This window comes from Stenotrophomonas sp. FR024, from assembly GCF_047500745.2.
GTDB lineage: Bacteria > Pseudomonadota > Gammaproteobacteria > Xanthomonadales > Xanthomonadaceae > Stenotrophomonas > Stenotrophomonas maltophilia_A.
Map to the genome: position 1 here is coordinate 26,034 of NZ_JAXAXM020000022.1, position 24,850 is coordinate 50,883.

Annotated in this window: 26 protein-coding genes; 17 read left to right on the forward strand and 9 right to left on the reverse strand. The window is 67.0% G+C overall.

The window, feature by feature from the left end; all coding sequences use genetic code 11:
- Positions 1 to 50: 50 nt before the first annotated feature.
- Genes edd through zwf form a run of 4 tightly spaced genes read right to left on the reverse strand, consistent with a single transcriptional unit; the run spans position 51 to position 5,188 of the window.
- A complete protein-coding gene (edd, locus tag ACMZ91_RS18910; RefSeq protein ID WP_049460642.1) occupies positions 51 to 1,967 on the reverse strand; it encodes a phosphogluconate dehydratase in 1,917 nt (638 codons plus the stop codon).
- A gap of 58 nt (positions 1,968 to 2,025) precedes the next feature.
- Entirely contained in the window at positions 2,026 to 2,751 is a 726-nt protein-coding gene (pgl, locus tag ACMZ91_RS18915) for a 6-phosphogluconolactonase (protein WP_012510707.1), read from the reverse strand.
- Positions 2,748 to 3,755: a glucokinase gene (gene glk / locus ACMZ91_RS18920; RefSeq protein ID WP_049400948.1), complete on the reverse strand. Its 1,008-nt coding sequence runs from the start codon at positions 3,753 to 3,755 to the stop codon at positions 2,748 to 2,750. Before glk ends, pgl begins: the two co-directional genes overlap by 4 nt.
- Positions 3,752 to 5,188, reverse strand: a complete 1,437-nt coding sequence (gene zwf, locus ACMZ91_RS18925; RefSeq protein ID WP_132809814.1) for a glucose-6-phosphate dehydrogenase — start codon at positions 5,186 to 5,188, stop codon at positions 3,752 to 3,754. The genes glk and zwf overlap by 4 nt, the downstream gene beginning before the upstream one ends.
- Before the next feature lie 352 nt (positions 5,189 to 5,540).
- Between zwf and ACMZ91_RS18930 the strand changes: the two genes are divergently transcribed.
- Positions 5,541 to 6,623 (forward strand): ABC transporter ATP-binding protein, encoded by a 1,083-nt coding sequence (locus tag ACMZ91_RS18930; protein ID WP_414577848.1) that lies wholly within the window; start codon positions 5,541 to 5,543, stop codon positions 6,621 to 6,623.
- Between the two features lie 87 nt (positions 6,624 to 6,710).
- On the opposite strand, the gene ygfZ is transcribed toward ACMZ91_RS18930, so the two are convergent.
- On the reverse strand, positions 6,711 to 7,586 hold the full coding sequence (ygfZ, locus tag ACMZ91_RS18935; RefSeq protein WP_414577850.1) for a CAF17-like 4Fe-4S cluster assembly/insertion protein YgfZ: 876 nt from the start codon (positions 7,584 to 7,586) through the stop codon (positions 6,711 to 6,713).
- 39 nt (positions 7,587 to 7,625) lie between these two features.
- Here ygfZ and ACMZ91_RS18940 point away from each other — a divergent pair, with 39 nt between their 5' ends.
- The 10 genes from ACMZ91_RS18940 (at position 7,626) to ACMZ91_RS18985 (ending at position 14,674) form a co-directional block, all read left to right on the forward strand.
- A complete protein-coding gene (locus ACMZ91_RS18940; RefSeq protein WP_005409075.1) occupies positions 7,626 to 7,796 on the forward strand; it encodes a DUF1674 domain-containing protein in 171 nt (56 codons plus the stop codon).
- A 56-nt stretch (positions 7,797 to 7,852) separates the two neighbouring features.
- Positions 7,853 to 8,245: a succinate dehydrogenase, cytochrome b556 subunit gene (gene sdhC, locus ACMZ91_RS18945; RefSeq protein WP_005409076.1), complete on the forward strand. Its 393-nt coding sequence runs from the start codon at positions 7,853 to 7,855 to the stop codon at positions 8,243 to 8,245.
- Positions 8,242 to 8,628, forward strand: a complete 387-nt coding sequence (gene sdhD, locus ACMZ91_RS18950; RefSeq protein WP_005409077.1) for a succinate dehydrogenase, hydrophobic membrane anchor protein — start codon at positions 8,242 to 8,244, stop codon at positions 8,626 to 8,628. Before sdhC ends, sdhD begins: the two co-directional genes overlap by 4 nt.
- A 31-nt stretch (positions 8,629 to 8,659) precedes the next feature.
- Positions 8,660 to 10,450 carry a succinate dehydrogenase flavoprotein subunit gene (gene sdhA / locus ACMZ91_RS18955; protein ID WP_005409078.1) on the forward strand — a complete coding sequence of 597 codons (1,791 nt, stop codon included), beginning with the start codon at positions 8,660 to 8,662 and terminating at the stop codon, positions 10,448 to 10,450.
- A gap of 66 nt (positions 10,451 to 10,516) precedes the next feature.
- Positions 10,517 to 11,302 (forward strand): succinate dehydrogenase iron-sulfur subunit, encoded by a 786-nt coding sequence (locus ACMZ91_RS18960; RefSeq protein WP_005409079.1) that lies wholly within the window; start codon positions 10,517 to 10,519, stop codon positions 11,300 to 11,302.
- A 98-nt stretch (positions 11,303 to 11,400) separates the two neighbouring features.
- Positions 11,401 to 11,649: an FAD assembly factor SdhE gene (locus ACMZ91_RS18965; RefSeq protein WP_414577852.1), complete on the forward strand. Its 249-nt coding sequence runs from the start codon at positions 11,401 to 11,403 to the stop codon at positions 11,647 to 11,649.
- The gene (locus tag ACMZ91_RS18970) at positions 11,600 to 12,049 is read left to right on the forward strand and encodes a hypothetical protein (protein ID WP_414577854.1); all 450 of its coding nucleotides are present in this window, start codon (positions 11,600 to 11,602) and stop codon (positions 12,047 to 12,049) included. Before ACMZ91_RS18965 ends, ACMZ91_RS18970 begins: the two co-directional genes overlap by 50 nt.
- Positions 12,050 to 12,072: 23 nt before the next feature.
- Positions 12,073 to 13,314 carry a lipoprotein-releasing ABC transporter permease subunit gene (locus tag ACMZ91_RS18975; protein ID WP_032128868.1) on the forward strand — a complete coding sequence of 414 codons (1,242 nt, stop codon included), beginning with the start codon at positions 12,073 to 12,075 and terminating at the stop codon, positions 13,312 to 13,314.
- Positions 13,307 to 14,020: a lipoprotein-releasing ABC transporter ATP-binding protein LolD gene (gene lolD, locus ACMZ91_RS18980; RefSeq protein WP_005409083.1), complete on the forward strand. Its 714-nt coding sequence runs from the start codon at positions 13,307 to 13,309 to the stop codon at positions 14,018 to 14,020. Before ACMZ91_RS18975 ends, lolD begins: the two co-directional genes overlap by 8 nt.
- 204 nt (positions 14,021 to 14,224) lie before the next feature.
- Positions 14,225 to 14,674: a DUF6491 family protein gene (locus ACMZ91_RS18985; RefSeq protein ID WP_049460626.1), complete on the forward strand. Its 450-nt coding sequence runs from the start codon at positions 14,225 to 14,227 to the stop codon at positions 14,672 to 14,674.
- 74 nt (positions 14,675 to 14,748) lie between these two features.
- Here the strand turns inward: ACMZ91_RS18985 and ACMZ91_RS18990 are convergent, their stop codons facing one another.
- The 3 genes from ACMZ91_RS18990 to ftsY form a co-directional block, all read right to left on the reverse strand.
- On the reverse strand, positions 14,749 to 15,018 hold the full coding sequence (locus ACMZ91_RS18990; protein ID WP_049460624.1) for an oxidative damage protection protein: 270 nt from the start codon (positions 15,016 to 15,018) through the stop codon (positions 14,749 to 14,751).
- Between the two features lie 5 nt (positions 15,019 to 15,023).
- The gene (gene mutY / locus ACMZ91_RS18995; protein ID WP_049460622.1) at positions 15,024 to 16,148 is read right to left on the reverse strand and encodes an A/G-specific adenine glycosylase; all 1,125 of its coding nucleotides are present in this window, start codon (positions 16,146 to 16,148) and stop codon (positions 15,024 to 15,026) included.
- A gap of 82 nt (positions 16,149 to 16,230) precedes the next feature.
- Entirely contained in the window at positions 16,231 to 17,559 is a 1,329-nt protein-coding gene (gene ftsY / locus ACMZ91_RS19000) for a signal recognition particle-docking protein FtsY (protein WP_049463708.1), read from the reverse strand.
- A 129-nt stretch (positions 17,560 to 17,688) separates the two neighbouring features.
- On the opposite strand from ftsY, the gene ACMZ91_RS19005 reads away from it, so the two are divergent.
- Positions 17,689 to 17,988, forward strand: a complete 300-nt coding sequence (locus ACMZ91_RS19005) for a hypothetical protein (protein ID WP_049462304.1) — start codon at positions 17,689 to 17,691, stop codon at positions 17,986 to 17,988.
- A 325-nt stretch (positions 17,989 to 18,313) separates the two neighbouring features.
- Here the strand turns inward: ACMZ91_RS19005 and htpG are convergent, their stop codons facing one another.
- Positions 18,314 to 20,203, reverse strand: a complete 1,890-nt coding sequence (gene htpG, locus ACMZ91_RS19010) for a molecular chaperone HtpG (protein WP_049462305.1) — start codon at positions 20,201 to 20,203, stop codon at positions 18,314 to 18,316.
- 736 nt (positions 20,204 to 20,939) lie between these two features.
- On the opposite strand from htpG, the gene rsmD reads away from it, so the two are divergent.
- The 5 genes from rsmD to ggt all read left to right on the forward strand — a co-directional run bounded on the left by rsmD (position 20,940) and on the right by ggt (position 24,747).
- Positions 20,940 to 21,518 (forward strand): 16S rRNA (guanine(966)-N(2))-methyltransferase RsmD, encoded by a 579-nt coding sequence (rsmD, locus tag ACMZ91_RS19015; protein ID WP_049400409.1) that lies wholly within the window; start codon positions 20,940 to 20,942, stop codon positions 21,516 to 21,518.
- 26 nt (positions 21,519 to 21,544) lie between these two features.
- Positions 21,545 to 22,054, forward strand: coding sequence for a pantetheine-phosphate adenylyltransferase (gene coaD / locus ACMZ91_RS19020; RefSeq protein WP_049463242.1), 510 nt, complete (start codon positions 21,545 to 21,547; stop codon positions 22,052 to 22,054).
- A 60-nt stretch (positions 22,055 to 22,114) separates the two neighbouring features.
- Complete coding sequence (locus ACMZ91_RS19025; protein WP_004153167.1) at positions 22,115 to 22,606, forward strand: hypothetical protein; 492 nt, start codon at positions 22,115 to 22,117, stop codon at positions 22,604 to 22,606.
- Between the two features lie 132 nt (positions 22,607 to 22,738).
- On the forward strand, positions 22,739 to 23,020 hold the full coding sequence (locus ACMZ91_RS19030) for a YfhL family 4Fe-4S dicluster ferredoxin (RefSeq protein ID WP_004153175.1): 282 nt from the start codon (positions 22,739 to 22,741) through the stop codon (positions 23,018 to 23,020).
- The gene (gene ggt, locus ACMZ91_RS19035) at positions 23,017 to 24,747 is read left to right on the forward strand and encodes a gamma-glutamyltransferase (RefSeq protein ID WP_049463241.1); all 1,731 of its coding nucleotides are present in this window, start codon (positions 23,017 to 23,019) and stop codon (positions 24,745 to 24,747) included. The genes ACMZ91_RS19030 and ggt overlap by 4 nt, the downstream gene beginning before the upstream one ends.
- The last annotated feature ends 103 nt before the right edge of the window (positions 24,748 to 24,850 follow it).

Consider the following 24,850-nt stretch of genomic DNA (forward strand, 5'->3'; position numbering starts at 1 on the left):
GCCAGGGCGCTCTACTGCCCAAGCCGGGAAGCCTGCCGCGGCTTTTCGCTTCAGGCGTCTTTCGCCTCATGTGGCGCCGCCGCTGCCGCCGCATCGTGCCCCAGCTCGTATTCCGCGTCGTACTCCCACGGCCCACCATCAGCCGCCGCCGGCCCGCACGAAATCGAAATCGCCCCCTGGTCGGCCGGACCCACCACACGACGGTTGATCGCGAACAGGTTGCGGCCCAGATCATGCGCGGCAGGCGCGGTGTTCGGCGCCAGCGGACGTGCAGCCCATTCGGCTGCGTCCACCAGCACTTCCAGCGTGCCGGCCTCGCCATCGAGGCGGATCATGTCGCCCTCGCGAACCTTGGCCAGCGGACCACCCCGCGCCGCTTCCGGCGTCACATGGATCGCCGCAGGAATCTTGCCCGAGGCGCCGGACAGGCGGCCGTCGGTGACCAGCGCCACGCGCCGGCCCTGGTTCTGCAGCAGGCCCAGCAGCGGTGCCAGCGAATGCAGTTCTGGCATGCCGTTCGCACGCGGGCCCTGGTAACGCACCACCGCCACGAAATGCTCGGGCAACAGGCCGCCGGCATGCAGCTTGTTCAACACCTGCGGCGCATCGACCACCACCGCCGGTGCTTCGATCGTGCGGTACTGCGGCTTCACCGCCGACAGCTTGATCAGCGATTTGCCCAGGTTGCCGCGCAGCAGGCGCAGGCCACCCTGGTGCTCGAACGGATTGTCGACGCCACGCACCACTTCGTCATCGGCGCTGCGTTCCAGGCCCGGCAGGTAGACCAGCTGGCCGTCGCGCAGCTGCGGTTCGCGTGCGTAGTCGGCCATGCCGCCACGCGCCACGCTGACCAGGTCGCCGTGCATCAGGCCGGCCTTGATCAGTTCGCCGAACACGAAGGCCGGGCCGCCTGCTGCGGCGAAGCGGTTTACATCGGCTTCGCCGTTCGGGTAGACGCGGGCCAGCAGCGGAATCAGCTGTGACAGCTCGTCGAAGTCGTCCCAGGTCAGCACGATGCCGGCCGCACGCGCCACCGCGATCCAGTGGATGGTGTGGTTGGTCGAGCCGCCGGTCGCCATCAGTGCGATGACCGCGTTGATGATCGCGCGCTCGTCGATGATCCGGCCCAACGGGCGGAAGTCGTCGCCGAGCGCCGTGATGTCGAGCGCGCGCTCGGTGGCTTCACGGGTCAGGGCGTCGCGCAGCGGCGTGTCCGGGTTGACGAACGAGGCGCCCGGCAGCTGCACGCCCATCGCTTCCAGCAGCACCTGGTTGGAGTTGGCGGTGCCGTAGAAGGTGCAGGTGCCGGCGCCGTGGTACGACGCGGACTCCGCTTCCAGCAGTTCTTCGCGGGTGGCTTCGCCAGCGGCATAGCGCTCGCGCACTTCGGCCTTCTGCTTGTTCGGGATGCCCGGGGTCATCGGGCCGGCCGGCACGAACACCGCCGGCAGATGGCCGAAGGCCAGCGCACCGATCAGCAGGCCCGGCACGATCTTGTCGCACACACCGAGGTAGACGGTGGTGTCGAACATATCGTGGCTGAGCCCGATCGCGGTGGCCTGCGCGATCACATCGCGCGAGAACAGTGACAGTTCCATGCCGCCGCGGCCCTGGGTGACGCCGTCGCACATCGCCGGCACGCCGCCGGCCACCTGTGCGGTGGCGCCCAGCTCGCGGGCGATCTCGCGGATCTGCTCGGGATAGGTCTCGAACGGCTGGTGCGCCGACAGCATGTCGTTGTAGGCGGTGATGATGCCGAGGTTCGGCGTCACGCCACCGCGCAGGCGGCTCTTGTCGGTGCCGCCGCAGGCGGCGAACCCGTGGGCGAGGTTGCCGCAGCTCAGGCGGCTGCGGAACGGGCCTTCACGCAGGGAGGCGTCGATCGCGGCCAGGTAGGCGGCGCGCGAGGCGGCGCTGCGGCGGATGACACGCTCAGTGATGGCTTGCAGTTGCGGATGGAGGCTCATTGGCTACCGGCGTTCGTGGTGGCGAGAGGCAAGCGGCGGCACAGCGCCGCCGCCAACATCAATCAGCCCAGTGGACGCGCAGGCGCGCGCCTTCCAGGTTGATCGCATTGAGGATCGGGTACTGCTGGGCATCGTTGCTGTCCAGCGCCTGGCGCAGCACCTGCAGCTTCTGCTTGCCGCGCAGCAGCAGCAGACGCTGGCGGCACTGGCGCAGGCCGTGCGGGGTCAGGGTGATGCGCAGCGGCCACTGGTTCGCGCCCGGGCAGCCGGTGGCATCCAGCGCCGCGTAGGGCAGGGTGCTTTCCAGTGCGCGGGCCAGGTCCTTCGAGCCCGGGAACAGCGAGGCGGTGTGGCCGTCGTTGCCCATGCCCAGCGCCACCAGGCTCGGCGGTTGGCTGTGCTGCGCCTGCAGGTTGGCGGTGTACACGCATTCCGGAAGCGGCTTGCCGATGCGCACCAGCGGATCGAAATGCGCACCTTCGGCGCGCTTGAGCAGATTCTCGCGCACCAGCCAGGCATTGCTGTCGCGATCCTGCGGCGACAGCCAGCGCTCATCGGCCAGGCTCACTTCCACGCGGTCCCAGTGCACGTCCAGTTCGGCCAGCGCCTGGTATACCGGTGCCGGCGTGGTGCCGCCGGACAACAGGATGCGGGCGCGGCCCACTTCGTTGATGTCGTGGTTGAGGGTCTGCGCCATCTCGGCGGCCACCGCCTCGATCCAGCCATCGGCATCGCCGTGCTGGATGAACTCGATGCGGTCGTCGTGGAAGGTGGTGGGGCTCATGCGGCAACTCCAGGTGCGTCACGTTCGGCGTCGGCGGCATAGGCGGCGGCGCCCAGCAGTCCGGCGTGGGGGTGCATCACGGCCAACGAGGGCACCCGCGCCATGATCGAGGAGAAGCGGCCCTTGTGTTCGAAGCGCTGGCGGAACCCGGAGTGCTGCAGCGAATCGAGCATCTTCGGGGTCAGCCCGCCGGTCAGGAACACGCCGTCCCACGCGCCCTGGGTCAGCACCAGGTCGCCTGCGATGGCGCCGAACACGGCGCAGAACACATCGACGGTGCGCATCGCCTGCGGGTCACCGTGCAGGGCGCGGGCGGTCACGTCCACCGGCTGCAGTTGGCCCGGATCGATGCCGGCCATCTCGCATACCGCGCGATGGATGTTGACCAGGCCAGGGCCGCAGATCAGGCGCTCGTTGGAGACGCGGCCGAACTGTTCGGACAGGATCTCCAGGATGCGGATCTCCTCCGGGGTTCCCGGCGGGAAGCTGACATGGCCGCCTTCGGTTTCCAGCGGGTAGCAGCGGCCGTGGCGCAGGATCAGGCCACCGACACCCAGGCCCGTACCCGGCCCGATCACCGCGTAGTTGCGCGGCTGGCCGGGTTTGCCCGGCACCCAGGCGGCACCGCCGACCTGGACCACGTCATCGGGCTGCAGCAGCGAAATCGCCATCGCCTGTGCGGCGAAGTCGTTGATCAGGTGCAGTTCGTTGAAGCCGAGCATGGCGGCGGTGCGGCTGCGCGAGATCACCCACGGGTGGTTGGTGATGCGCGCTTCGTCACCGTCGACGCGACCGGCCACCGCGAACACGCCGCGGCTGGCCGTGGCGCCGATCTGTTCCAGATGGTGGCGCGCGGCATCACCCAGCGACGGGAACTCCGCCACCGCGTACTCGCGGATGCTGTCCTTCTGCAGCGGTGCGTCCTGCGAGGTGTCGGCCAGGGCGAAGCGGGCGTTGGTACCGCCGATGTCGGCGACCAGCACCGGCTGCGAGCTGGCACTCATGCCGACGCTCCGCTGTCCGGCGCGTCCACGCCCTGCGGCAGGAACTCGCCCGCGTTGGCCGGGCCCCACTGGCCGGCGGGGTAGGGTTCCAGCGGCAGCTTGGCATCCTTCCAGGCGTCGGCGACGCTGTCGATCCACGCCCAGGCGGCGCGCACTTCGTCATCGCGCACGAACAGCGTGTGGTTGCCGTTGAAGGCATCCAGGAACAGGCGTTCGTAGGCGATGCGGCGGTGCAGACCGGTCGGCACCGACAGTTCCAGTTCCAGCGGATGCAGCTCCAGCGCGCCCCATTCCGGGCCGGCCAGGCTGCTCATCAGGCCCAGTTCGATGTTTTCCTGCGGCTGCAGCTGGAACACCAGGCGGTTCGGTGCGGCCTGCGCGCGCTGCGGGCGCTCGAACAGCCAGTGGGTGACCGGCTTCAGCGTGACCACCACGCGGGTGGTGCGTTCGGGCAGGCGCTTGCCGGTGACCAGGTGGAACGGCACGCCGCTCCAGCGCCAGTTGTCGATATGCGCGGTGACCCCGGCGAAGGTCTCCACGTCGCTGCCTTCCGGCGGCTGGTAGGCCTGGGCCGGCTGGCCGTTGATGGTACCGGCGGTGTAGCGGCCACGGATGCTGTCACGCGCGGCGTGCCTGGCATCGAGCGGGCGCAGGGCGCGCAGCACCTTGACCTTCTCGTCGCGGATGCGGTCGGCTTCCAGCGAGGCCGGCGGCTCCATCGCCACCATGCACAGCAGCTGCAGGATGTGGCTCTGCACCATGTCGCGCAGCGCGCCGGAGCGGGCGTAGTAGGCGTCGCGGCCATCCACGCCTTCGCTCTCGGCCACAAGGATGTGCACCGATTCGATGTAGTTGCGGTTCCACACCGCTTCCAGCAGCGTGTTGCCGAAGCGCAGCGCGATCAGGTTCTGCACTGCGGCCTTGCCCAGGTAGTGGTCGAGGCGGAACACGCGGTCCTCGTCGATCCACTGGCCGATGGTGCTGATGATTTCCTCGGCGCTCTCGCTGTCGCTGCCGATCGGCTTCTCCAGCATCAGGCGTGCCGGTGCGGCGAGGGCGCCACCCTTGGCCAGGCCTTCGCAGGTGGAGATGTACAGGCCCGGCGGAATGGCCAGGTAGCTGACGCACTTGCGGTGCACCAGGTCGGAGACCGCGGCGGCAACCGAGTCGACGTCGCGCAGGTCCACCGAACGATAGTCGATGCGGCGCAGCAGGGCGCTGATGTCGTCCTGCGTGGCCATCGGCATGGCCTGCTGCAGGCGCGGCCGCAGGATGTCATGGAAGGCTTCGGTGTCATGCCCGGACAGGGCCAGCGCACGGATGCGGAAGTCCTCCGGCAGCAGGCCGTCGCCAAGCAGGCGAAGCAGCGAAGGGAACAGGTAGCGCTGGGCCAGATCACCTGTGGCACCGAACAGGAAGAGGGTGTCGTGCATCGCTCGAGTTTCAGATCCGGGTGACATCGTTGTCAATCGCTTCATGGCTGGGTTCGGGGGACATCCGCGCAACTGCCTGTCCGAGGTTCGTCAGGTGCGATCTCCGGGGTAGCGGAAGACCGTTCCATTCGAAACCACTGCCTCGGCGGAACCTTCGTTCAACCGCCGACGCAGATCGGTGCGCACCGATCATCGGATAGTGCCACGTGAAAACGTTTACATGGCAGAATGGGCAACTGTATTCGATTGCAGTGCTCGCCGTCATGCGGCAGGCGCGCAATCATCACTGCCATCGGGAGGGCCGAGGCAGTCCCAAAAGACAGCCCGGCTTCGGGCGGACCGGATAGGTGATATGGCAAAAGTGCAGTTGCAGGGTGTGCGCAAGGTCTATGACAACGGCCAGGTCGCGGTGAAGGACGCCAGCTTCGAGGTCGCCAATGGCGAGCTGATGGTGCTGGTCGGTCCGTCCGGCTGTGGCAAGTCGACCCTGCTGCGGATGGTGGCTGGCCTGGAGGAGATCAGCGGCGGCACGCTGACCATCGGTGACCGCGTGGTCAACGACGTGGCGCCAAAGGATCGCGACATCGCCATGGTGTTCCAGAGCTACGCGCTGTATCCGCACATGACCGTGGCCGAGAACCTGGCCTTCGGCCTGAAGCTGCGCGGGCATGACAAGGCGACCATCGACAAGCGCATCGCCGAAGCAGCGCAGACCCTGGGCCTGACCGATATGATGGACAAGCTGCCCAAGGCGATGTCCGGTGGCCAGCGTCAGCGTGTTGCGCTGGGCCGTGCACTGGTGCGCGAGCCGGCGGTGTTCCTGCTGGACGAGCCGCTGTCCAACCTCGACGCCAAGCTGCGCCACAGCGTGCGTACCGAGATCGCGCAGCTGCATCGCAAGCTGGGCACCACCATGATCTACGTGACGCACGACCAGGTTGAAGCAATGACCCTGGGCCAGCGCATCGTGGTGCTGAAGGACGGCATCATCCAGCAGATCGATACGCCGATGGCGCTGTACGACCGCCCGGCCAATCTGTTCGTGGCCGGTTTCCTCGGCAGCCCGGCGATGAACGTGCTGCGTGGCACGCTGCAGGGCGATGCCGGTGGCGTGACCCTGGTCGACGGCGAATGGCGGGCACCGCTGGGCCAGGCCACGATCGATCCGGCGTGGCTGCAGAAGCCGATCGCGGTGGGCGTGCGCCCGGAACACCTGCAGCCGGCCAGTGCCGATGATGCGCATGCATTTGCCGCACGCATTGAAGGCATCGAACCGGTCGGCAACGAGATCTTCGTCAACCTGAGCAGTGGCCAGCACGCGCTGACCATGCGCGTGGCGCCGCAGTCGCTGCCGGCGGTGGGCGAGCAGATCCGCGTGGCGATCCACCCGCAGGGCCTGCACTTCTTCAACCCGGAATCCGGCGAGCGCCTGTAACGGGTAGTGCCGGCCGCTGGCCGGCAACTTCAACCATGCATGGTTGCCGGCCAGCGGCCGGCACTACCATTCCTTCATTCACCGGGCTCAGCGCGCCAGGCCATCCAGCAACGGCATGCGCTGCGCGATCGCATCACCCACCTGCAGATCAGCGTCGCTGGCTTCCAGCGGCAGCACCGCCAGTGCCAGGTCGCCGGCCACGCAGGCAATCGTGCCCAGCGCTGCGCCATCCTGCTGCACGCCATCGCCGGCCTGCGCCGGTGCCGCGGTATGCAGCAGCTGCACCGCGCGCTTGGTTTTGCCGAGGAAGTGGGTGCGGGCGACGATTTCCTGGCCGGGATAGCAGCCCTTCTTCACGCTGTAACCGTTCAGGCGGTCCAACCCCAGCTGCTGCGGGGTCCACACTTCGCGCTGGCTTTCTTGCAGCCGGGGCAGGCCGTAGCGCAGATCGGCCTGGCGCCAGGCCAGTGCGAAAGCGGCCTCATCGGCTTCACTGCCGGCGGCGAAGGCATCGGCGCTGCCAATGCGCAGGGTCCGCGGCAGGGCGTCGCTGCCCAGGTCCAGTTCCCAGCCGTCACCTGCGGTCTGCGCAATCGCAGCGCCGCTGGCGGCTTCGGGCGCAGTGAACGCACCGGCCACGGCCAGATCGCTGCGCACCTGCACCTTCACCTTGCGGCGGAACACGAAGCGCTGCAGTTGCGACGCAATCGCATCGGCATCACCGTCGGCCAGCACCAGCATCACATGGTCTTCGGCCAGCCGAAGCAGCTGGAACACCGCCAGGGTGCGGCCCTTGGCGCTCAGCCAGGCGCTCCACTGCCAGTGCTGCAGGGGCAGGGCGGTGACATCGCTGCTGAACTGGGCGTGGGCAAAGACAGCCGCATCCGGGCCTTGCAGGCTCAGCAGCTGGTGGCCGGGCAGGCGCGGATATCCGACGAAAGCAGGGGGCAGGTTGTCAGGCACGTGAACGAGGTCTAAAATTTGTGCGTTGCGAGACCGAACATGATAGGCCAAACAACCCCCACTCCCGACGACGAATCTGAAGCCCCGCTGGTCCCCGCGGCACCCGTGCCCGTGGAACAGGAAAAAGCAGAGGAATTCGGCGGCCGCGGCGGACTTGATCCGGTGCGGTATGGCGATTGGGAGAAAAACGGACGCTGCATCGATTTCTGATCAGCATTGAGCCAACGCGGCCGTGTGCCGCCCAGCCGAGACAACGAGCCCAGCGAATGGCGACCAGACAACGCCCACTTTCCCCGCACCTTCAGGTGTATCGCTGGCAGATTCAGATGGCCACCTCGATCCTGCATCGAGCCACTGGCGTCTTTCTGTCTGTTGGTGCCCTCATCATCGCCGCCGGCCTGCTGGCCCTGATGATGGGGCCCGAGTCCTGGAACTGCTTCACCGGCCATGCCGGGGCCTGGTATGGCCGCGTGTTCCTGTTCGCGTGGACATGGTCGTTCGCCTATCACCTCTGCAATGGCATCCGCCATGTGGTGCAGGACTTCGCCATCGGCTTCAGCATCCCCGCCTTCATCCGCAGCAGCTGGCTGTCGGTCACCGGCAGCCTGGTGATCACCCTGCTGGTGTGGGCCTATGTGATGTTCGGAGGTGCCGCGTGAGCAAGTTCCGTACCCCGTTGAAGAACGTGCGTGGCCTTGGCTCGGCCAAGACCGGCACCGAGCACTTCGTGCATCAGCGCCTGACTGCCGCCGCGCTGGTCGTGCTGGGTATCTGGTTCCTGGTCTTCGTGCTGGGCCTGCTGGGCTCGGACTACGCGACCGCCGCCGCCGCCGTGGCCAAGCCGTGGAACGCAGTGCCGCTGATCGGCCTGCTGATCGCCATGTTCTGGCACGCGCAGCTCGGCATGCAGGTCGTGCTGGAAGACTACATCCACGAATCGCTGCTGGCCCTGGTGCTGCAGACCGCGGTGAAGTTCGTCGCCGTGCTCGGCATGATCGTCAGTGTGTTTGCGGTGGGCCGCATCGCCCTCGGCGTTGCCTGAGCCCAGGCACCTACACAGGAATCCAGATTAGATGTCCGCTTACAAGATCACCGAACACAAGTACGACATGGTCGTGGTCGGCGCCGGCGGCGCCGGCCTGCGCGCCACGTTCGGCCTGGCCGCCAAGGGCCTGCAGACCGTGTGCCTGACCAAGGTCTTCCCGACCCGTTCGCACACCGTTGCCGCCCAGGGCGGTATCTCGGCCGCACTCGCCAACATGGGCGAAGACGACTGGCGCTACCACTTCTTCGACACCATCAAGGGGTCGGACTGGCTGGGCGACCAGGACGCCATCGAATACATGTGCCGTGAGGCCATCCCGGCCATCATCGAGCTCGAACACTACGGCGTGCCGTTCTCTCGCACCGCCGAAGGCAAGATCTACCAGCGTCCGTTCGGTGGCATGACCACCAAGTACGGCGAAGGCCCGGCGGCGCAGCGTACCTGCGCGGCGGCCGACCGTACCGGCCACGCGATGCTGCACACCCTGTACCAGCAGTCGCTGAAGCACGATGCGCGCTTCATGATCGAGTACTTCGCGCTCGACCTGATCTTCGACGACGAAGGCGCCTGCCGCGGCGTGCTGGCCCTGGACATGTCCGACGGCACCCTGCACCTGTTCCGCGCCCAGGGCGTGGTACTGGCCACCGGCGGCTACGGCCGTGCCTACTTCAGCGCCACCTCGGCGCACACCTGCACCGGCGACGGTGGCGGCCTGGCCATGCGTGCCGGCATCGCCATGCAGGACATGGAGTTCGTGCAGTTCCACCCGACCGGCATCTACGGCGCCGGCTGCCTGATCACCGAGGGTGTCCGCGGTGAAGGTGGCATCCTGCGCAACAGCAGCGGTGAGCGCTTCATGGAGCGCTACGCGCCGCACTACAAGGATCTGGCCTCGCGCGACGTGGTCAGCCGTTCGATGACCATCGAGATCCGCGAAGGCCGCGGCGTCGGCGAGCACAAGGACCACATCCTGCTCGACCTGACCCACCTCGGCCCGGGCGTGATCGACGACAAGCTGCCGGGCATCGCCGAAAGCGCCCGCATCTTTGCCGGCGTCGACGTGCACAAGCAGCCGATCCCGGTCATCCCGACCGTGCACTACAACATGGGCGGCATCCCGACCAACTACCACGGCGAAGTGGTGCAGAAGGTCGGCGACAACGACAATGCCGTGGTGCCGGGCCTGTACGCCATCGGTGAAGCGGCCTGCGTGTCCGTGCACGGCGCCAACCGACTGGGCTCGAACTCGCTGCTGGACCTGGTCGTGTTCGGTCGTGCGGTGGCCAACCGCTGCGCCGAGACCATCAAGCCGGGCGCATCGCACAAGCCGCTGCCGGCCGATGCCTGCGACAAGGCGCTGGGCCTGCTGGACAAGCTGCGCCACGCCAACGGCGATACCCCGACCTCGGTCATCCGCGATCGCATGCAGCGCACCATGCAGGCCGACGCGGCGGTCTTCCGCACCAGCCAGACGCTGAAGGAAGGCTGCGAGAAGATGGACAAGATCTTCGACTCGTTCCAGGACGTGAAGGTCTCCGACCGTTCGCTGGTCTGGAACTCGGACCTGATCGAGACCTACGAGCTGAACAACCTGCTGCTCAATGCGGTGGCGACGATCAACTCGGCCGAACAGCGCAAGGAAAGCCGCGGCGCGCATGCGCACGAGGACTATCCGGACCGCGACGACGTCAACTGGCAGAAGCACACCCTGGTCAGCGTCGACGAGAAGGGCAAGTGCAGCTTCGACTACCGTCCGGTGCACATGTACACGTTGACCGACGACGTGTCCGTGGTGCCGCCGAAGCCGCGCGTGTACTGATCCGACCCCGCCTACCATGCAATCCGCGCCCACGGGCGCGGGCCGCCTGAGCCAACGAGAGCAGCCATGGCCGAGTTTTCACTCCCCAAGAATTCCAAGATCACGAAGGGCAAGCACTTCCCCGTCAAGAACGGCGGCAAGAACGTGCGCACCTTCAAGATCTACCGCTGGAGTCCGGACGACGACAGCAACCCGCGCACCGATACCTATGAAGTCGATCTGGACGCCTGTGGCCCGATGGTCCTGGACGCCCTGATCAAGATCAAGAACGAGATCGACCCGACCCTGACCTTCCGCCGCTCCTGCCGCGAAGGTATCTGTGGTTCGTGCGCGATGAACATCGACGGCACCAACACCCTGGCCTGCACCCGAGCCATCTCGGACTGCGGCAAGAAGGAAGTGCCGATCTACCCGCTGCCGCACATGAACGTGGTCAAGGATCTGGTTCCGGACCTGACCCACTTCTACGCGCAGTACGCCTCGATCAAGCCGTGGATCCGCACCCAGACCCCGGCACCGCCGGACCGTGAGCGCCTGCAGTCGCCGGAAGACCGCAAGAAGCTGGACGGCCTGTACGAGTGCATCCTGTGCGCCTGCTGCTCGACCAGCTGCCCGAGCTACTGGTGGAACGGCGAGCGTTACCTGGGCCCCGCGATCCTGCTGCAGGCCTACCGTTGGATCATCGACTCGCGCGATGAGGACACCGGTGCGCGCCTGGACGATCTGGAAGATCCGTTCAAGCTGTACCGCTGCCACACCATCATGAACTGCGCCCGGACCTGCCCGAAGGGCCTGAACCCGGCGCTGGCGATCGCCGAGATCAAGAAGCTGATGATGGAACGCCGCGCCTGATCAGGCCTGGCTGTACCCGGTAGAGCCACGCCACGCGTGGCTGTGCCACCCCAGTAGAGCCACGCCATGCGTGGCTTTGCTGTATCTGGAGAAACATGATGGAAGAAGACGTTCTGCTGAAGAAGCTGCGCTGGCGTTGCCGCCGCGGCATGCGTGAGCTGGACCAGCTGTTCGGTCGCTACCTGGACCACGAATGGAGCACTGCGCCGACCCAAGAGCGCGAAGTTTTCCTGTTCCTGCTCGACTGCGAGGACGATAAGTTGTGGCGCTGGTTCATGGGCTATGAGGCCTGTCCACATGCGCACGCGATCCCCCTCATGCAGAAGATCCTCGCCCTCAAGCCTTGAGTGGCGCCCCTCGCGGCTGCAGGCTGCCGCCCAGTTGGCGGTGCTGCTGGCTGCGCCCTGGCTGCTGCGTGCATCGGATCTGCCTTCACGGCTGCTGATGCCCGCGGTGGTGCTGGCCTGGGTCATCGGGTTGGCCGAACTGGCCTGGCGCCAGCGTAGGCCACGCGTGCAGGTGCTTCTGCCGCTACCACCTGAGCCGCTGCAGGTGGCCGGGCAGGACGCCGATGCACCCCAGCTGGTCGTGCGTGGCCCATGGCTGTTGTTGCTCTGGCGTGAGGATCGGCGCCGCCGGCGCCTGCTGTTCTGGCCGGATGTGCTCGATTCCGGGCAGCGACGTGAACTGCGACTGGCCGTGGCCGCAGGTGGCGTTTCCCGTAGGCCCCGGTCGATGGCACCATAAGCTGAATTGACCGGCGTGCCTGCATGTTCAAACCCATTCCCGTGGCCATTGGCCTGCGCTACCTGCGCGCCAAGCGCCGCAACGGCTTCATCTCCTTCATCTCGATGGCATCGATCCTGGGCATCGCGCTCGGCGTCACGGTGCTGATCACCACCTTGGCGGTGATGAGCGGTTTCCAGAAGGAAATCCGCAGCCGCCTGCTGCAGATGACCGCGCACACCACCATCAGCCGCGACGGCGAGCCGATGCCGGACTGGATGCGCGTAGTCGACGTGGCCCGCAAGGACCCGCGCGTGGCCGGTGCTGCGCCGTACATCGAGATCCAGTCGATGATCAGCGGCCCGCGCGTGCAGGGCGCGATCATCCAGGGCATCGATCCGGCGCTGGAGCCGAAGGTATCGGTGATCGACAAGAAGGTCACCAAGGGCAGCTATGACAGCCTCACGCCGGGCAGCTTCAACCTGCTGCTGGGCAAGGAGCTGGCGATCTGGCTGGGCGTGGACGTTGGCGATCAGGTGCTGGTGACGTTCGCCGAAGTGCAGGGCACGCCTGCCGGTGCGGTGCCACGGATGAAACGCTTTACCGTGAGCGGCATCTTCGAGGCCGGCTACAACGAGGTCGACCGCGGCGTCGGCTTCGCCAACATGAAGGACCTGGAGCGCGTGCTGCGTTCCGATGGCGCCACCGGCGTGCGGCTGAAGCTGCACGACATGGACCGCTCGCTGGAAGTGGGCGTGGACCTCGCGCAGAACCTCGGTGGTGCGTACCGCGTGAGTGACTGGACCCAGCAGAACGCCAACCTCTACCACTCGCTGCGCATGGAGAAGGTGGTGATGGGCATCCTGCTGTCGCTGATCATCGCCATGGGCGCGTTCAACCTGGTGTCCTCGCAGGTGATGCTGGTCACTGATAAGCAGGCCGACATCGCCATCCTGCGCACGCTCGGCCTGACGCCGGGCGGGGTGATGCAGGTGTTCATGGTGCAGGGTTCGCTGATCGGCATCTTCGGCACGCTGGCCGGCCTGATCGGTGGCATCACCCTCACACTCAACCTGGAGCGCATCCTCGGTGCCATCGAGAGCGTGTTCAACGTCAAGCTGATGCCGGAGGATGTGTACTACATCACCGGCCTGCCGACCGACATGCAGACCGGCGACGTGGTGGCGATCACCGTGGTCGCGCTGCTGATGAGCTTCCTGGCCACCCTGTATCCCGCCTGGCGGGCAGCACGCACCCAGCCGGCGGAGGCCCTGCGTTATGAATAAGGTCTTCAACCGGGGCGATGAAGTGATCCGCGCCGAAGCACTGGGCAAGACCTACGCCGAAGGACGCATGCAGACCCCGGTGTTCGATGGCCTGGACCTGACCGTGACCGCCGGCGAAACGGTGGCGATCATCGGTGCTTCCGGTGCCGGCAAGAGTACGCTGCTGCACCTGCTGGGTGGCCTGGACATTCCGACCGCCGGCGAGGTCTATGTGACCGGCCAGCGCATGTCAGCGCTGTCTGATACCGCGCGCGGCCTGCTGCGCAACCAGGCGCTGGGCTTCGTCTATCAGTTCCACCACCTGCTGCCTGAGTTCACCGCGCTGGAAAACGTGATGATGCCGGTGCTGCTGGCCGGTACTGCAGTGGCCGAGGCGAGCAGCCGGGCCACCACGCTGCTGGAAGCGGTCGGCCTTGGCCATCGCCTGGACCACAAGCCCGGCGAACTGTCCGGTGGCGAACGCCAGCGTGCCGCAGTGGCGCGTGCGCTGGTCAATCATCCGGCCTGCGTGCTCGGGGACGAGCCGACCGGCAACCTGGATGACCGCACGGCTGCAACGGTGTTCGAGCTGATGCTGGAACTGAATCGTGCGCGGCATACCAGCCTGGTGCTGGTGACCCACGACCGCAGCCTGGCACGGCGCCTGGACCGGGTGCTGGAGCTGCGCGAGGGGCGCCTGCACGCGCTGGCCCACGCCGACGTCTGAGGCGCCGGGCCCGCTTTGGTGGAAGCCGACCTTGGTCGGCTGCTCTTGCAGGGCAAGCGCCAACCAAGGTTGGCGACTACCGGAATCCGGAGCCTTGGGCCTGCTTGGGGCGACCGCCGACCGGCTGCTGAATGGGGTACTGGCTTTCGCGCCGGCGTTGTCTGCGCAGGCGCATGATGGCGACAGTTCCCCGAGGAGATCGCCATGAAGACCCCGATCCTGATGGCCGGACTCTGCCTGGCGCTGGCCGCCTGCGCGACCACCGGCCGGCTCAGCTCTGCCGAGAAACTTGACCTGTACCGTGCCCATGCCGGCGCGCCGCAGAACGACATGCAGTTCTTCGGCAGCCTCAACGGCTGGACCGAACTGGGTGACAGCGCGTTGGCGGTGTGGACGCGTCCCAGCGAGGCCTATCTGCTGGAATTGAGAGGTCCCTGCCAGGACCTGCCGTATGCCACCGCCATCGGCCTGACCAGCCAGATGAACCGTGTTTCGGCGCGATTCGACAAGGTGCTGGTGCGCGACCCTGCCGGTGGCCCGCGCATGCCGTGCTTCATCGACAGCATCCGCAAGCTGGACGTGAAGGCGCTGCGAGCCTCCGAGCAGGAGCTGCGCCAGGCGCAGGTGCAGGAGCGCGAGGAAAGCACGAAATAGCGTGGTAGTGCCGGCCGCTGGCCGGCATCGCGCAGATGCCAGGTTGCCGGCCAGCGGCCGGCACTACCTGTGTGTCAGGCTTCCGGGGTGAAGCCGGCCGGCTTTTCCGCGTCCTTCTCGAACAGGAACCTGACCAGTTCGCCTTCAAGGAACGCGCGATGCTCCGGCGTGCGCGGCGACAGGCGGTTCTCGTTGATCAGCATGGTCTGGTGCGCCAGCCACGCAGCCCAGGCCTGCTTGCCGATGTTGTTGAAGATGCGCTGGCCCAGTTCGCCGGGGTAGGGCACGAAGTCCAGGCCCTCGGCATCGCGTTGTTCGTACTGGCAGAAGACGGTTCGGGACATGGCATTCACTCGTGGTTGCGGGGTTTCTTGGAATTTCGTTTCGGCGTCTTGATCGTTGCGCCGTCGAGCAGTTTGCGGATCGGTGCCGGCAGGCCCAGCGCGTGCAGTTCGTCGCTGGCGACCCAGCGCAGCGTGGGTTCTTCCACGCGCAGGCCGTGTACCTGCCGCGACAACACCTGCAGATGCAGCTTGTAGTGGCTGAAGGTGTGCTGCAGCACTGGCAGCTCTTCGGCCTCTTCCAGCGAGCCGTCGACGTGCACGTCGAACCAGTCCTGCAGCACGCTGCCGGCATCGGCCTGCGGCAGCGTCCATAGCTGCGCCCAGATGCCGGTGTCCGGCCGCTTCTGCAGCAGCACGCGCTGCTGGGCGTCGCGCAGCAGCAGCGCAACGGCCTCGCGCTCGGGCAGGGTCTTGCTGGGCCTGGGCGTGGGTAGTTCAGCGGTGCGGCCTTCGCGCCGTGCCACGCAGTCATCCTGCAACGGGCAGATCACGCAGGCCGGTTTGGCACGGCTGCACACCGTCGCGCCCAGGTCCATCTGCGCCTGCGTGTAGTCGGCCATGCGCCCGGCCGGCACCTGCGCCACATGCGCCTCGGCGATCGCCCACAGCTGCTTCTCGATGGCCGGCAGCCCGGGGAAGCCATCGATGCCGTGGTAACGGCTGAGCACCCGCTTGACGTTGCCATCGAGGATCGCGAACGGGTCGTTCCAGGCCTGGCTGAGGATCGCACCGGCGGTGCTGCGGCCGATGCCGGGCAGGGCATGCAATGCATCGAAATCACGCGGCAGGTCGCCGTCGTGCAGTTCCACGCAGCGCTTCGCAGCGGCATGCAGGTTGCGTGCGCGGGCGTAGTAGCCGAGCCCGGCCCACTGCGCCATCACCGCGTCGTTGCTGGCGGCGGCGAGGTCGGGCAGGGTCGGGAAGTGCTGCAGGAACCGCTGGAAATACGGGATGACCGTACTCACCTGTGTCTGCTGCAGCATGATTTCCGACAGCCAGACCCGGTAGGGACTGCGTGGGTGCTGCCAGGGCAGGTCGTGGCGGCCGTGGTCGTCGAACCAATGCAGCAGGTGGGCGACGAAGTCGTCAGTCTGCGTGGTTCCGGCGCTGGCGTGCGGCTGGCGGGGCATCGGTGTTCCAGAGAGGCAGCCACCCGTGGGGTGGCTCTACTGGATTGCAGTAGAGCCACGCCATGCGTGGCTGCACGGTGTATCAGGCGCCCAGCGCTTCGGGCAGCAGGGCGTCGACGAAGGCTTCCGGGTCGAACACGCGCAGGTCTTCCGGGCGCTCGCCGATGCCGGCGAAACGGATCGGAATGCCGAACTCGCGGGCCAGCGCGAACACCACGCCGCCCTTGGCGGTGCCGTCCAGCTTGGTCACCACCAGGCCGGTCACGTTCACTGCGGCATTGAACTGGCGCAGCTGCGACAGCGCGTTCTGGCCAGTGGTGCCGTCGATCACCATCAGCACTTCGTGCGGGGCGGTGGGGTCGATCTTGCCGAGCACGCGGCGGATCTTGCCCAGCTCGTTCATCAGGCCGGACTGGGTATGCAGGCGGCCGGCGGTGTCGGCGATCAGCACCGAGGTGCCACGGGCCTTGCCGGCCTGCAGCGCGTCGAATGCCACCGAAGCGGCATCGGCGTTCTGCCCCTGCGCGACCACGGCCACGCCGTTGCGCTCGCCCCAGGCCTGCAGCTGGGCCACGGCGGCGGCGCGGAAAGTGTCACCGGCGGCCAGCATCAGGCTGTGGCCATCGTCCTTGAAGCGCTTGGCCAGCTTGCCGATGGTGGTGGTCTTGCCAACGCCGTTGACGCCGACGGTGAGCACCACGAAGGGCTTGGCGTTGCGGTCGATCACCAGCGGCTTGGCCACCGGCTGCAGGATCGCGATCAGCTCCGCGCGCAGCGCGGCCAGCAGCGCATTGGCGTCGGCGAACTCGCGCGACTTCATGCGCTTGCGCAGGCCCTCGACCAGGTCGGTGGTGGCACCGACACCGACGTCGGCGGTGATCAGTGCGGTTTCCAGCTCGTCCAGCAGGTCGTCGTCAAGCTTGGGGTTGCGCGAGAACAGGCCACCAAAGCTGCGCGCGATGACGCTGTTGCGCAGGCGCTCGCGCCAGCCGGGCTTGCCAGCCGGCGCCGGAACGGCGTCGATCGAGGCGGCGGCAGGCAGGTCGTCGGTGACCGGTGCCGGTGTCGGTGCCGGGGTGGGCTCAGGCAGCGGTACGGGGGCCGGTTCGATGGCCGGAGTCGCGATAGGGGCGACGTCGATCTGAGCCGTCGGCGCAGGAGCTGCCGGAACCGGTGCGGCTGGGGCCGGAATAACCGGGGTGGGCTCGACAGCGACCGGAACGGCGGTTGCTGGGGGCGGCTCGACCGGTACAGGCTCGGCCGGTACTGCTACCGGCGCCGGCTCCTTGTCCTCGACCGGCGCGGCCGACGGGAATGCCGCCGCCAGCTCTTCAGCCGAGTAGTGCTGGGTCTTGGGTGCCTCCGTTACGGGGGCATCCTGGGGCTTCTTGCGGCGGAAAAAACTGAGCATTGGCAAAAGGCGCTGAAATCAGAGGGATATGCTACCACTCGGGCCTGTCGGGCCGATGTGGACTCAAGGTCGCGGCCCGTCGGCCGTTAACCGGTCCGGAGGGCTGCGCAGGGCGGCCCGGAGACCGCCATGGACAACGTGATGGGAATCGCCCTCAGCGGGATGCGTGCGGCCCAGCAGGGCGTGCAGGTGGCCGCGCACAACGTGGCCAACCTGGCGACCCCGGATGCCCAGCACCTGCAGTTGCAGCGCAATACCACCGAGCAGGGTGGGGTGCAGGCTTCGGTGGCGTCCATCGGCGCCGATGCCGGCGCGCCGCTGGGTGATCTGCTGGCCGCGAAAGCCGAGGTCGTGGCCTTCGCCGCCAATGCCACGGTGATCCGTCGCCAGGACCAGATGCTGGGCTCACTGCTGGATCGGGACGCCTGAGCAACACCGTTTTGGCAGGTGCCAACCGCCGCCCCTGGTGGGTGCCAACCTTGGTCGGCACGCTTCGGCCCAGCCTGGTAGGTGCCAACCTTGGTCGGCACGCTCGACCCGCCCTGGTAGGTGCCAACCTTGGTTGGCACGCTCGACCCGCCCTGGTAGGTGCCAACCTTGGTTGGCACGCTTTTGGGGCGCCAACCGAGGTTGGCCTCTACCAGGGCAACAGTGCCAACCAAGGTTGGCACCTACCAGAGCAGGAATGCCAACCAAGGTTGGCATCCACCAGCACCCGGTAGCGCCGGGCCACGCCCGGCGACCACCGCCTCGATCAGACCGACAGCTCCAGCAGCAGCTTGTTCAGGCGCGCCACGTAGGCACCCGGGTCCTTCAGGCTGTCGCCGGCGGCCAGCGCAGCCTGGTCGAACAGCACCCGACCGAGGTCGTCAAAGCGCGCGCCATCGGCTTCGGCATCGAGCTTGGCAATCAGCGGGTGGCCCGGATTGATCTCCAGCACCGGCTTGCTGTCCGGCACCTTCTGCCCGCTGGCCTCCAGGATCTGGCGCATCTGCAGGCCCAGGTCCTGCTCGCCGATGGCCAGCACCGCCGGCGAATCGGTCAGGCGGTGCGAGACGCGTACTTCGGCCACGTCATCGCCCAGCACCGTCTTCAGGCGCTCGACCAGGCCCTGCTTGTCCTTGGCCGCCGCTTCCTGTTCCTGCTTGTCCGCTTCGGTTTCCAGCGCGCCCAGGTCGAGGTCACCACGGGCGATGTCGACGAAGCCCTTGCCGTCGAAATCGGTCAGGTAGCCCATCAGCCACTCGTCGATGCGGTCGGTCAGCAGCAGCACTTCCACGCCCTTCTTGCGGAACACTTCCAGGTGCGGGCTGTTGCGCACCTGGCTGTAGCTCTCGCCGGTCAGGTAATAGATCTTGTCCTGGCCTTCGGTCATGCGGTCGAGGTAATCGGCCAGCGACACGCTCTGCGCATCGCCGTCGCCACGGGTGGAAGCGAAGCGCAGCAGGCCGGCCACCTTCTCGCGGTTGTTGTAGTCCTCGGCCGGGCCTTCCTTCAGCACCTGGCCGAATTCCTTCCAGAACGTGGCGTACTGCTCCGGCTTGTCGGCGGCCAGCTTTTCCAGCATGTCCAGCGAGCGCTTGGTCAGCGCGGCCTTCATCGAATCGATGACCGGACCGGACTGCAGGATCTCGCGCGAGACGTTCAGCGACAGGTCGTTGGAATCGACCACGCCCTTGATGAAGCGCAGGTACAGCGGCAGGAACTGCTCGGCCTGGTCCATCACGAACACGCGCTGCACGTACAGCTTCAGGCCCTTGGGTGCATCGCGGTGATACAGGTCGAACGGTGCGCGGCCGGGCACATACAGCAGCGAGGTGTACTCGAGCTTGCCTTCGACCTTGTTGTGGCTCCACGCCAGCGGATCGCTGTGGTCGTGTGCCACGTGCTTGTAGAACTCGGTGTACTCGGCGTCGCTGATCTCAGTGCGCGGGCGGGTCCACAGCGCGCTGGCGCGGTTGACGGTCTCCCACTCGCCGGCAGCGCCGTCTTCGCCCTCCTTGGGCATCTGGATCGGCAGGCCGATGTGGTCCGAATACTTCTTGAGAATGCTGCGCAGGCGCCAGCCATCGGCGAAGTCGTGCTCGCCTTCCTTCAGGTGCAGCACGATGCGGGTGCCGCGCTCGGCCTTGTCGACCGTGGCGACTTCGAAATCGCCTTCGCCGCGCGAGGTCCAGCGCACGCCTTCGCCTGCAGCCAGGCCAGCGCGGCGCGAGGTCACTTCCACTTCGTCGGCGACGATGAAGGCACTGTAGAAGCCGACGCCGAACTGGCCGATCAGCTGCGAATCCTTCTTCTGGTCGCCGGACAGCTGGCGCAGGAAATCGCCGGTGCCGGACTTTGCAATCGTGCCGAGGTGGGCGATGGCTTCGGCGCGGCTCATGCCGATGCCGTTGTCTTCGATGGTGATGGTGTGGGCGGTGGGGTCGAAGCTGACGCGCACGCGCAGTTCGCTGTCGCCTTCCAGCAGGGCCGGCTGGGTCAGGGCCTCGAAACGCAGCTTGTCGGCGGCGTCGGCGGCGTTGGAGACCAGCTCGCGGAGGAAGATCTCCTTGTTGGAGTACAGCGAGTGGATCATCAGTTGCAGCAGCTGCTTGACTTCGGTCTGGAAGCCAAGGGTTTCGGTCTGGGTGGTCTCGGTCATCGATAAGGCTCCGTGTGCAATGCCGCGCCAGCGCGTGCGGCCTCGCCAAGGGGTATGGCTGATTGTCCCGAAATCAAGGGGTTGGTCGGCCGGGCTGCGCCCGGCACCCGCTCAGTGCAACTGCAACTGCCAAAGCCAGGGCCAGAGCGGCATCCCGTGGGATGGCGGGGCACTGTGGGTTCGCGGGGGCGGCGCAAGTACGTCCATGTAGCCTTGGTCGCCGCATCCATGCGGCTCACACCCCGCGAACCCACAGTGCCCCGCCTCTGACAGGTTCACGCGGCTGTTGGTGGGGGCCGACCGTTGGTCGGCACATCTGTCAGATATCGAATGAATTCATCCACGCATGGCGTGGATCTACTGGCAACGGCGGCTGTTGGTAGGTGTCGACCTTGGTCGACACGATTTTTCCATAAGACATCGATATCCAACCCAGTGCCGACCAACGGTCGGCACCCACCAGAGCAGAAAGCCCTTTCGACAGATCGCAGGAAACTGTCGAAGGCGGGGTGGGTCCGGTTGTGGGGGCGTGAGCGCCATGGATGGCGCGACCGAGCCTCCATGGACGGATTCACGGCGTCCCCCGCAGCCGGACCCACCCCGCCATCCCGCAGGAAACCAGCCTTTGAAGTTGCTTCGGCTGTTGCTTCGGCCTCTGCGGGTGCCGGGCGCCGCCCGGCCGAACTACAATCCCGCTCATGCTGAAATTCTCGAATACCTCCCGCCGGGGGAGCCGATGAGCGGCCGTGGCGGCAATGAAGGCCAGGTCCGCATCATCGGCGGGCGCTGGCGCAATACCCGCCTGCCGGTGCCGATCCTGCCGGGGCTCCGCCCCAGCAGCGACCGTGTGCGCGAAACCCTGTTCAACTGGCTGATGCCCAGGCTCGGTGGGGCCCGCGTGCTGGACCTGTTCGCCGGCAGTGGCGCACTGGGCCTGGAGGCGGTCTCGCGCGGTGCCGCACACGCCACCCTGGTCGAACGCGACGCGCAGCTGGGACGCAATCTGACCGCTGCCGTGGCCAGGCTGCAGGCCTCCGACCAGATCAGCGTCGTGCAGGCTGATGCCCTGCGCTGGCTGCAGGGCGCGCCGGCGCAGCAGGCCGATCTGGTCTTCATCGACCCGCCGTTCGCCGACGGCCTGTGGCAGGACGTGCTGGCCCAGCTGCCGCGGCACCTGGCCGCCGATGCCTGGCTGTACCTGGAATCGCCGGCCGGCCACGTGCCGGTGCTGCCACCGGACTGGCTGCTGCACCGCGAGGGTGGCACCCGCGAGGTGCGCTTTGCCCTGTACCGCCGCGCCACTGCTACACTTTGACCTCATCTGAACATCTGCATCCGCCCATGACCGTGGCCAACCGCCGCATTGCCGTCTACCCCGGCACGTTCGACCCCATCACCAACGGCCATATCGACCTGGTGAGCCGGGCCGCGCCGCTGTTCGAAAAGGTCGTGGTCGGCGTGGCGCAGAGCCCGTCCAAGGGCCCGGCGCTGCCGCTGGAGCAGCGCGTGCAGCTGGCGCGTGGCGCGCTGGCCCACCACAGCAACGTCGAGGTCATCGGCTTCGATACCCTGCTGGCGCATTTCGTACGTTCGGTCCAGGGCGGGGTGCTGCTGCGCGGCCTGCGCGCGGTGTCCGACTTCGAGTACGAGTTCCAGATGGCCAGCATGAACCGGCACCTGATCCCCGAGGTCGAGACCCTGTTCCTGACCCCGGCCGAGCAGCACAGCTTCATTTCGTCCTCGCTGGTCCGCGAGATCGCGCGCCTGGGCGGCGACGTGTCCGGCTTCGTGCCGGCCGCGGTGCTCGAAGCCCTGCGCAAGGTCCGCGAAGCGAAGGCGGCACAGTCGTAAGCCCCGCTGTACCCGCACCCCATTACGTACAACACCACGCACCATTCCGGGAGGAAACCCATGAACACCACCATGCGCGCGATGCTGATCGCTTCGTTGGCCCTGGCCTTCACCGCCTGCAAGAAGGAAGAGGCCGCTCCGGTCGACGAGGCCAAGCAGGCCCTGGTCGCTCCGTCCAAGGACGACGATGCAGGCTGGAAGAAGTACCTGCAGGAAGTGGCGATCCAGAACATGGGCAACATCACCAACAGCCCGTTCCTGTACTACCTCTCGCCGGAATCGGACCCGGACTTCCAGGCCAAGTACGAGCGCCAGACCGAGAGCGCGACCCAGGCCGTGGCCCGTGGCGTGCAGCCGGGCAACATGCTGGCCTTCGGTTCGTCGGCCTCGGGCAAGATGGCTGACATGATCCAGGCCGTGTTCAAGGACGTGTCGCCGGATTCGATGAAGGGCGTGCGCGTCGTCTTCATCGGCCAGTCGGCCGACAACGCCCGCGTACAGGCTGCGATCCAGCCGACCGGTGCCGAGTACATTTTCGTCGAAGCCAAGTAATACCGAGCCATGGCGGCCATGCTCCGGCATGGCCCGGGCGGCGTCCTGCAAGGGCGCCGCTGATGACCTGACCGGCCCGCGCGCCCGCGCTGGCCGGTCCTTTGTCCCAGGGCGCGGGCGAGGAGTATCGCCGTGTCGCTGAAAATCAACGAGCTCTGCGTCAACTGCGACGTATGCGAGCCGGCCTGCCCGAACCAGGCCATTGCGATGGGTGAAACCATCTACGTGATCGACCCTGCGCGCTGCACCGAATGCGTGGGTCATTTCGACGAGCCACAGTGCGTGGTCGTCTGCCCGGTCGAGTGCATCGACCCGGACCCGGAGATCGTGGAAACGGAAGACCAGCTGCTGGCCAAGCTGCGCCAGCTGCAGCACGATCACCCCGAACTCTACGCGGAGCCCCCATCCGAATGAAGACGCTGATCGTCCGCCCCCTGTTGCTGCTCGGCCTGCTGCTGAGCCCGATTGCCTGGGCCGACAGCCCGGCCCGTGCCGAGCGCCCCGATGGCGCGGCCATTGCCAGCGGCCATGCGCTGGCCACCCAGGCGGGCATCGACATCCTGGCGCAGGGCGGCAACGCCTTCGATGCCGCGGTGGCGGTATCGTCCACGCTGGCGGTGGTCGAGCCGATCAGTTCCGGCCTGGGCGGTGGTGGCTTCTTCCTGCTGCACGATGCGGCCACCGGCAAGGATGTGATGCTGGATGCGCGCGAGACCGCGCCGGCCGCTGCGACCCCGCAGGCGTTCCTCGACAAGCAGGGCAACCTCGACCGTGACCGCTCGGTCAATGGCGCCTGGTCGGCCGGTATCCCGGGCCTGCCCGCAGCGCTGGTCGAGCTGTCGGCCAAGCACGGCAAGCTGCCATTGGCGACCTCGCTGCAGCCGGCCATCCGCATCGCGCGCGAAGGCTTCCCGGTGTACGACCGCATGGCCAAGGGCTATGCCTCGCGCCGTGAAGTGATGGAGCGCTATCCCGGAACGCGCGAGGTCTACCTGCGCAACGGCAAGCCGATCGCCAGCGGTGACCTGTTCAAGCAGCCGGAGCTGGCACAGACGCTGGAGCGCCTGGCCACAGGTGGCTTCGATGGCTTCTACAAGGGCCAGACCGGAACGCTGTTGTTGGCCGGCGTGAAGCAGGCCGGCGGCAAGTGGACCGCTGAAGAGCTGGCCGGTTACCGCGTGAAGCAGCGCGAGCCGATCGTGTTCAACTACAACGGCTGGAAGATCACCACCGCGCCGCCGCCGTCGTCCGGTGGCATCGCGCTGGCCAGCATGCTGCAGATCCTGGAAGGCTGGGATATCAAGAAGATGGACCCGGCGCACCGCACCCACCTGGTGGTGGAGTCGATGCGTCGCGCCTACCGTGACCGCACCTTCTTCCTCGGCGATCCGGACTTCGTGCAGATCCCGCAGAAGGTGCTGACCAGCAAGGACTATGCACAGGGCCTGCGGGCGACCATCCATCCGGAGAAGGCCACGCCCAGCGACCTGCTGTCAGGCAACCCGACGCCGCTGGAAGACGACGAGACCACGCACTTCTCGATCATCGACCGCGACGGCAACCGCGTCGGCGCCACCCAGACCGTCAACCTGCTGTACGGCTCGGGGCTGATTCCCAAGGGCACCGGCGTGCTGCTGAACAACGAGATGGACGACTTCGCGCTGAAGCCGGGCACGCCCAATGCGTTCGGCGTGATGGGCTATGAAGCCAATGCGCCGAAGCCGGGCAAGCGCATGCTCAGCTCGATGACGCCGACCTTCATGGAGAACGCCGACAAGGTGGTGGTGCTGGGCACCCCGGGTGGCAGCCGCATCATCACCATGGTGCTGCTGGGCATCCTCGGCTACGACGACGGCCTGGATGCGCAGCAGGTTGCCGCACTGCCGCGCTACCACCACCAGTGGCTGCCGGACCTGATCGAAGCCGAGGACGATGCGTTCGACGCGGCGACGGTGAAGCAGCTGCAGGCGATGGGCCACAAGATCGACCTGCCGGGCAATGTCGCCGCGGGTGGCCGCGGTTCCAGCCACGTGTGGGGCAACCTGCAGACCGTGGAATGGGACCGCAGGGCCAACAAGCTGTTCGGTGGCAGTGACCCGCGCAACCCGGTCGGCAGTGCCCAGGTGGTGCCGGCACACTGATCCGGTGGTGCCGGCTGCTGGCCGGCAATCCGGCTGATTATCGAAACCCCGCCTTTGCCGGCGGGGTTTTCTGTTTCCCTTCTAGCGATTATTTAACGAGCCG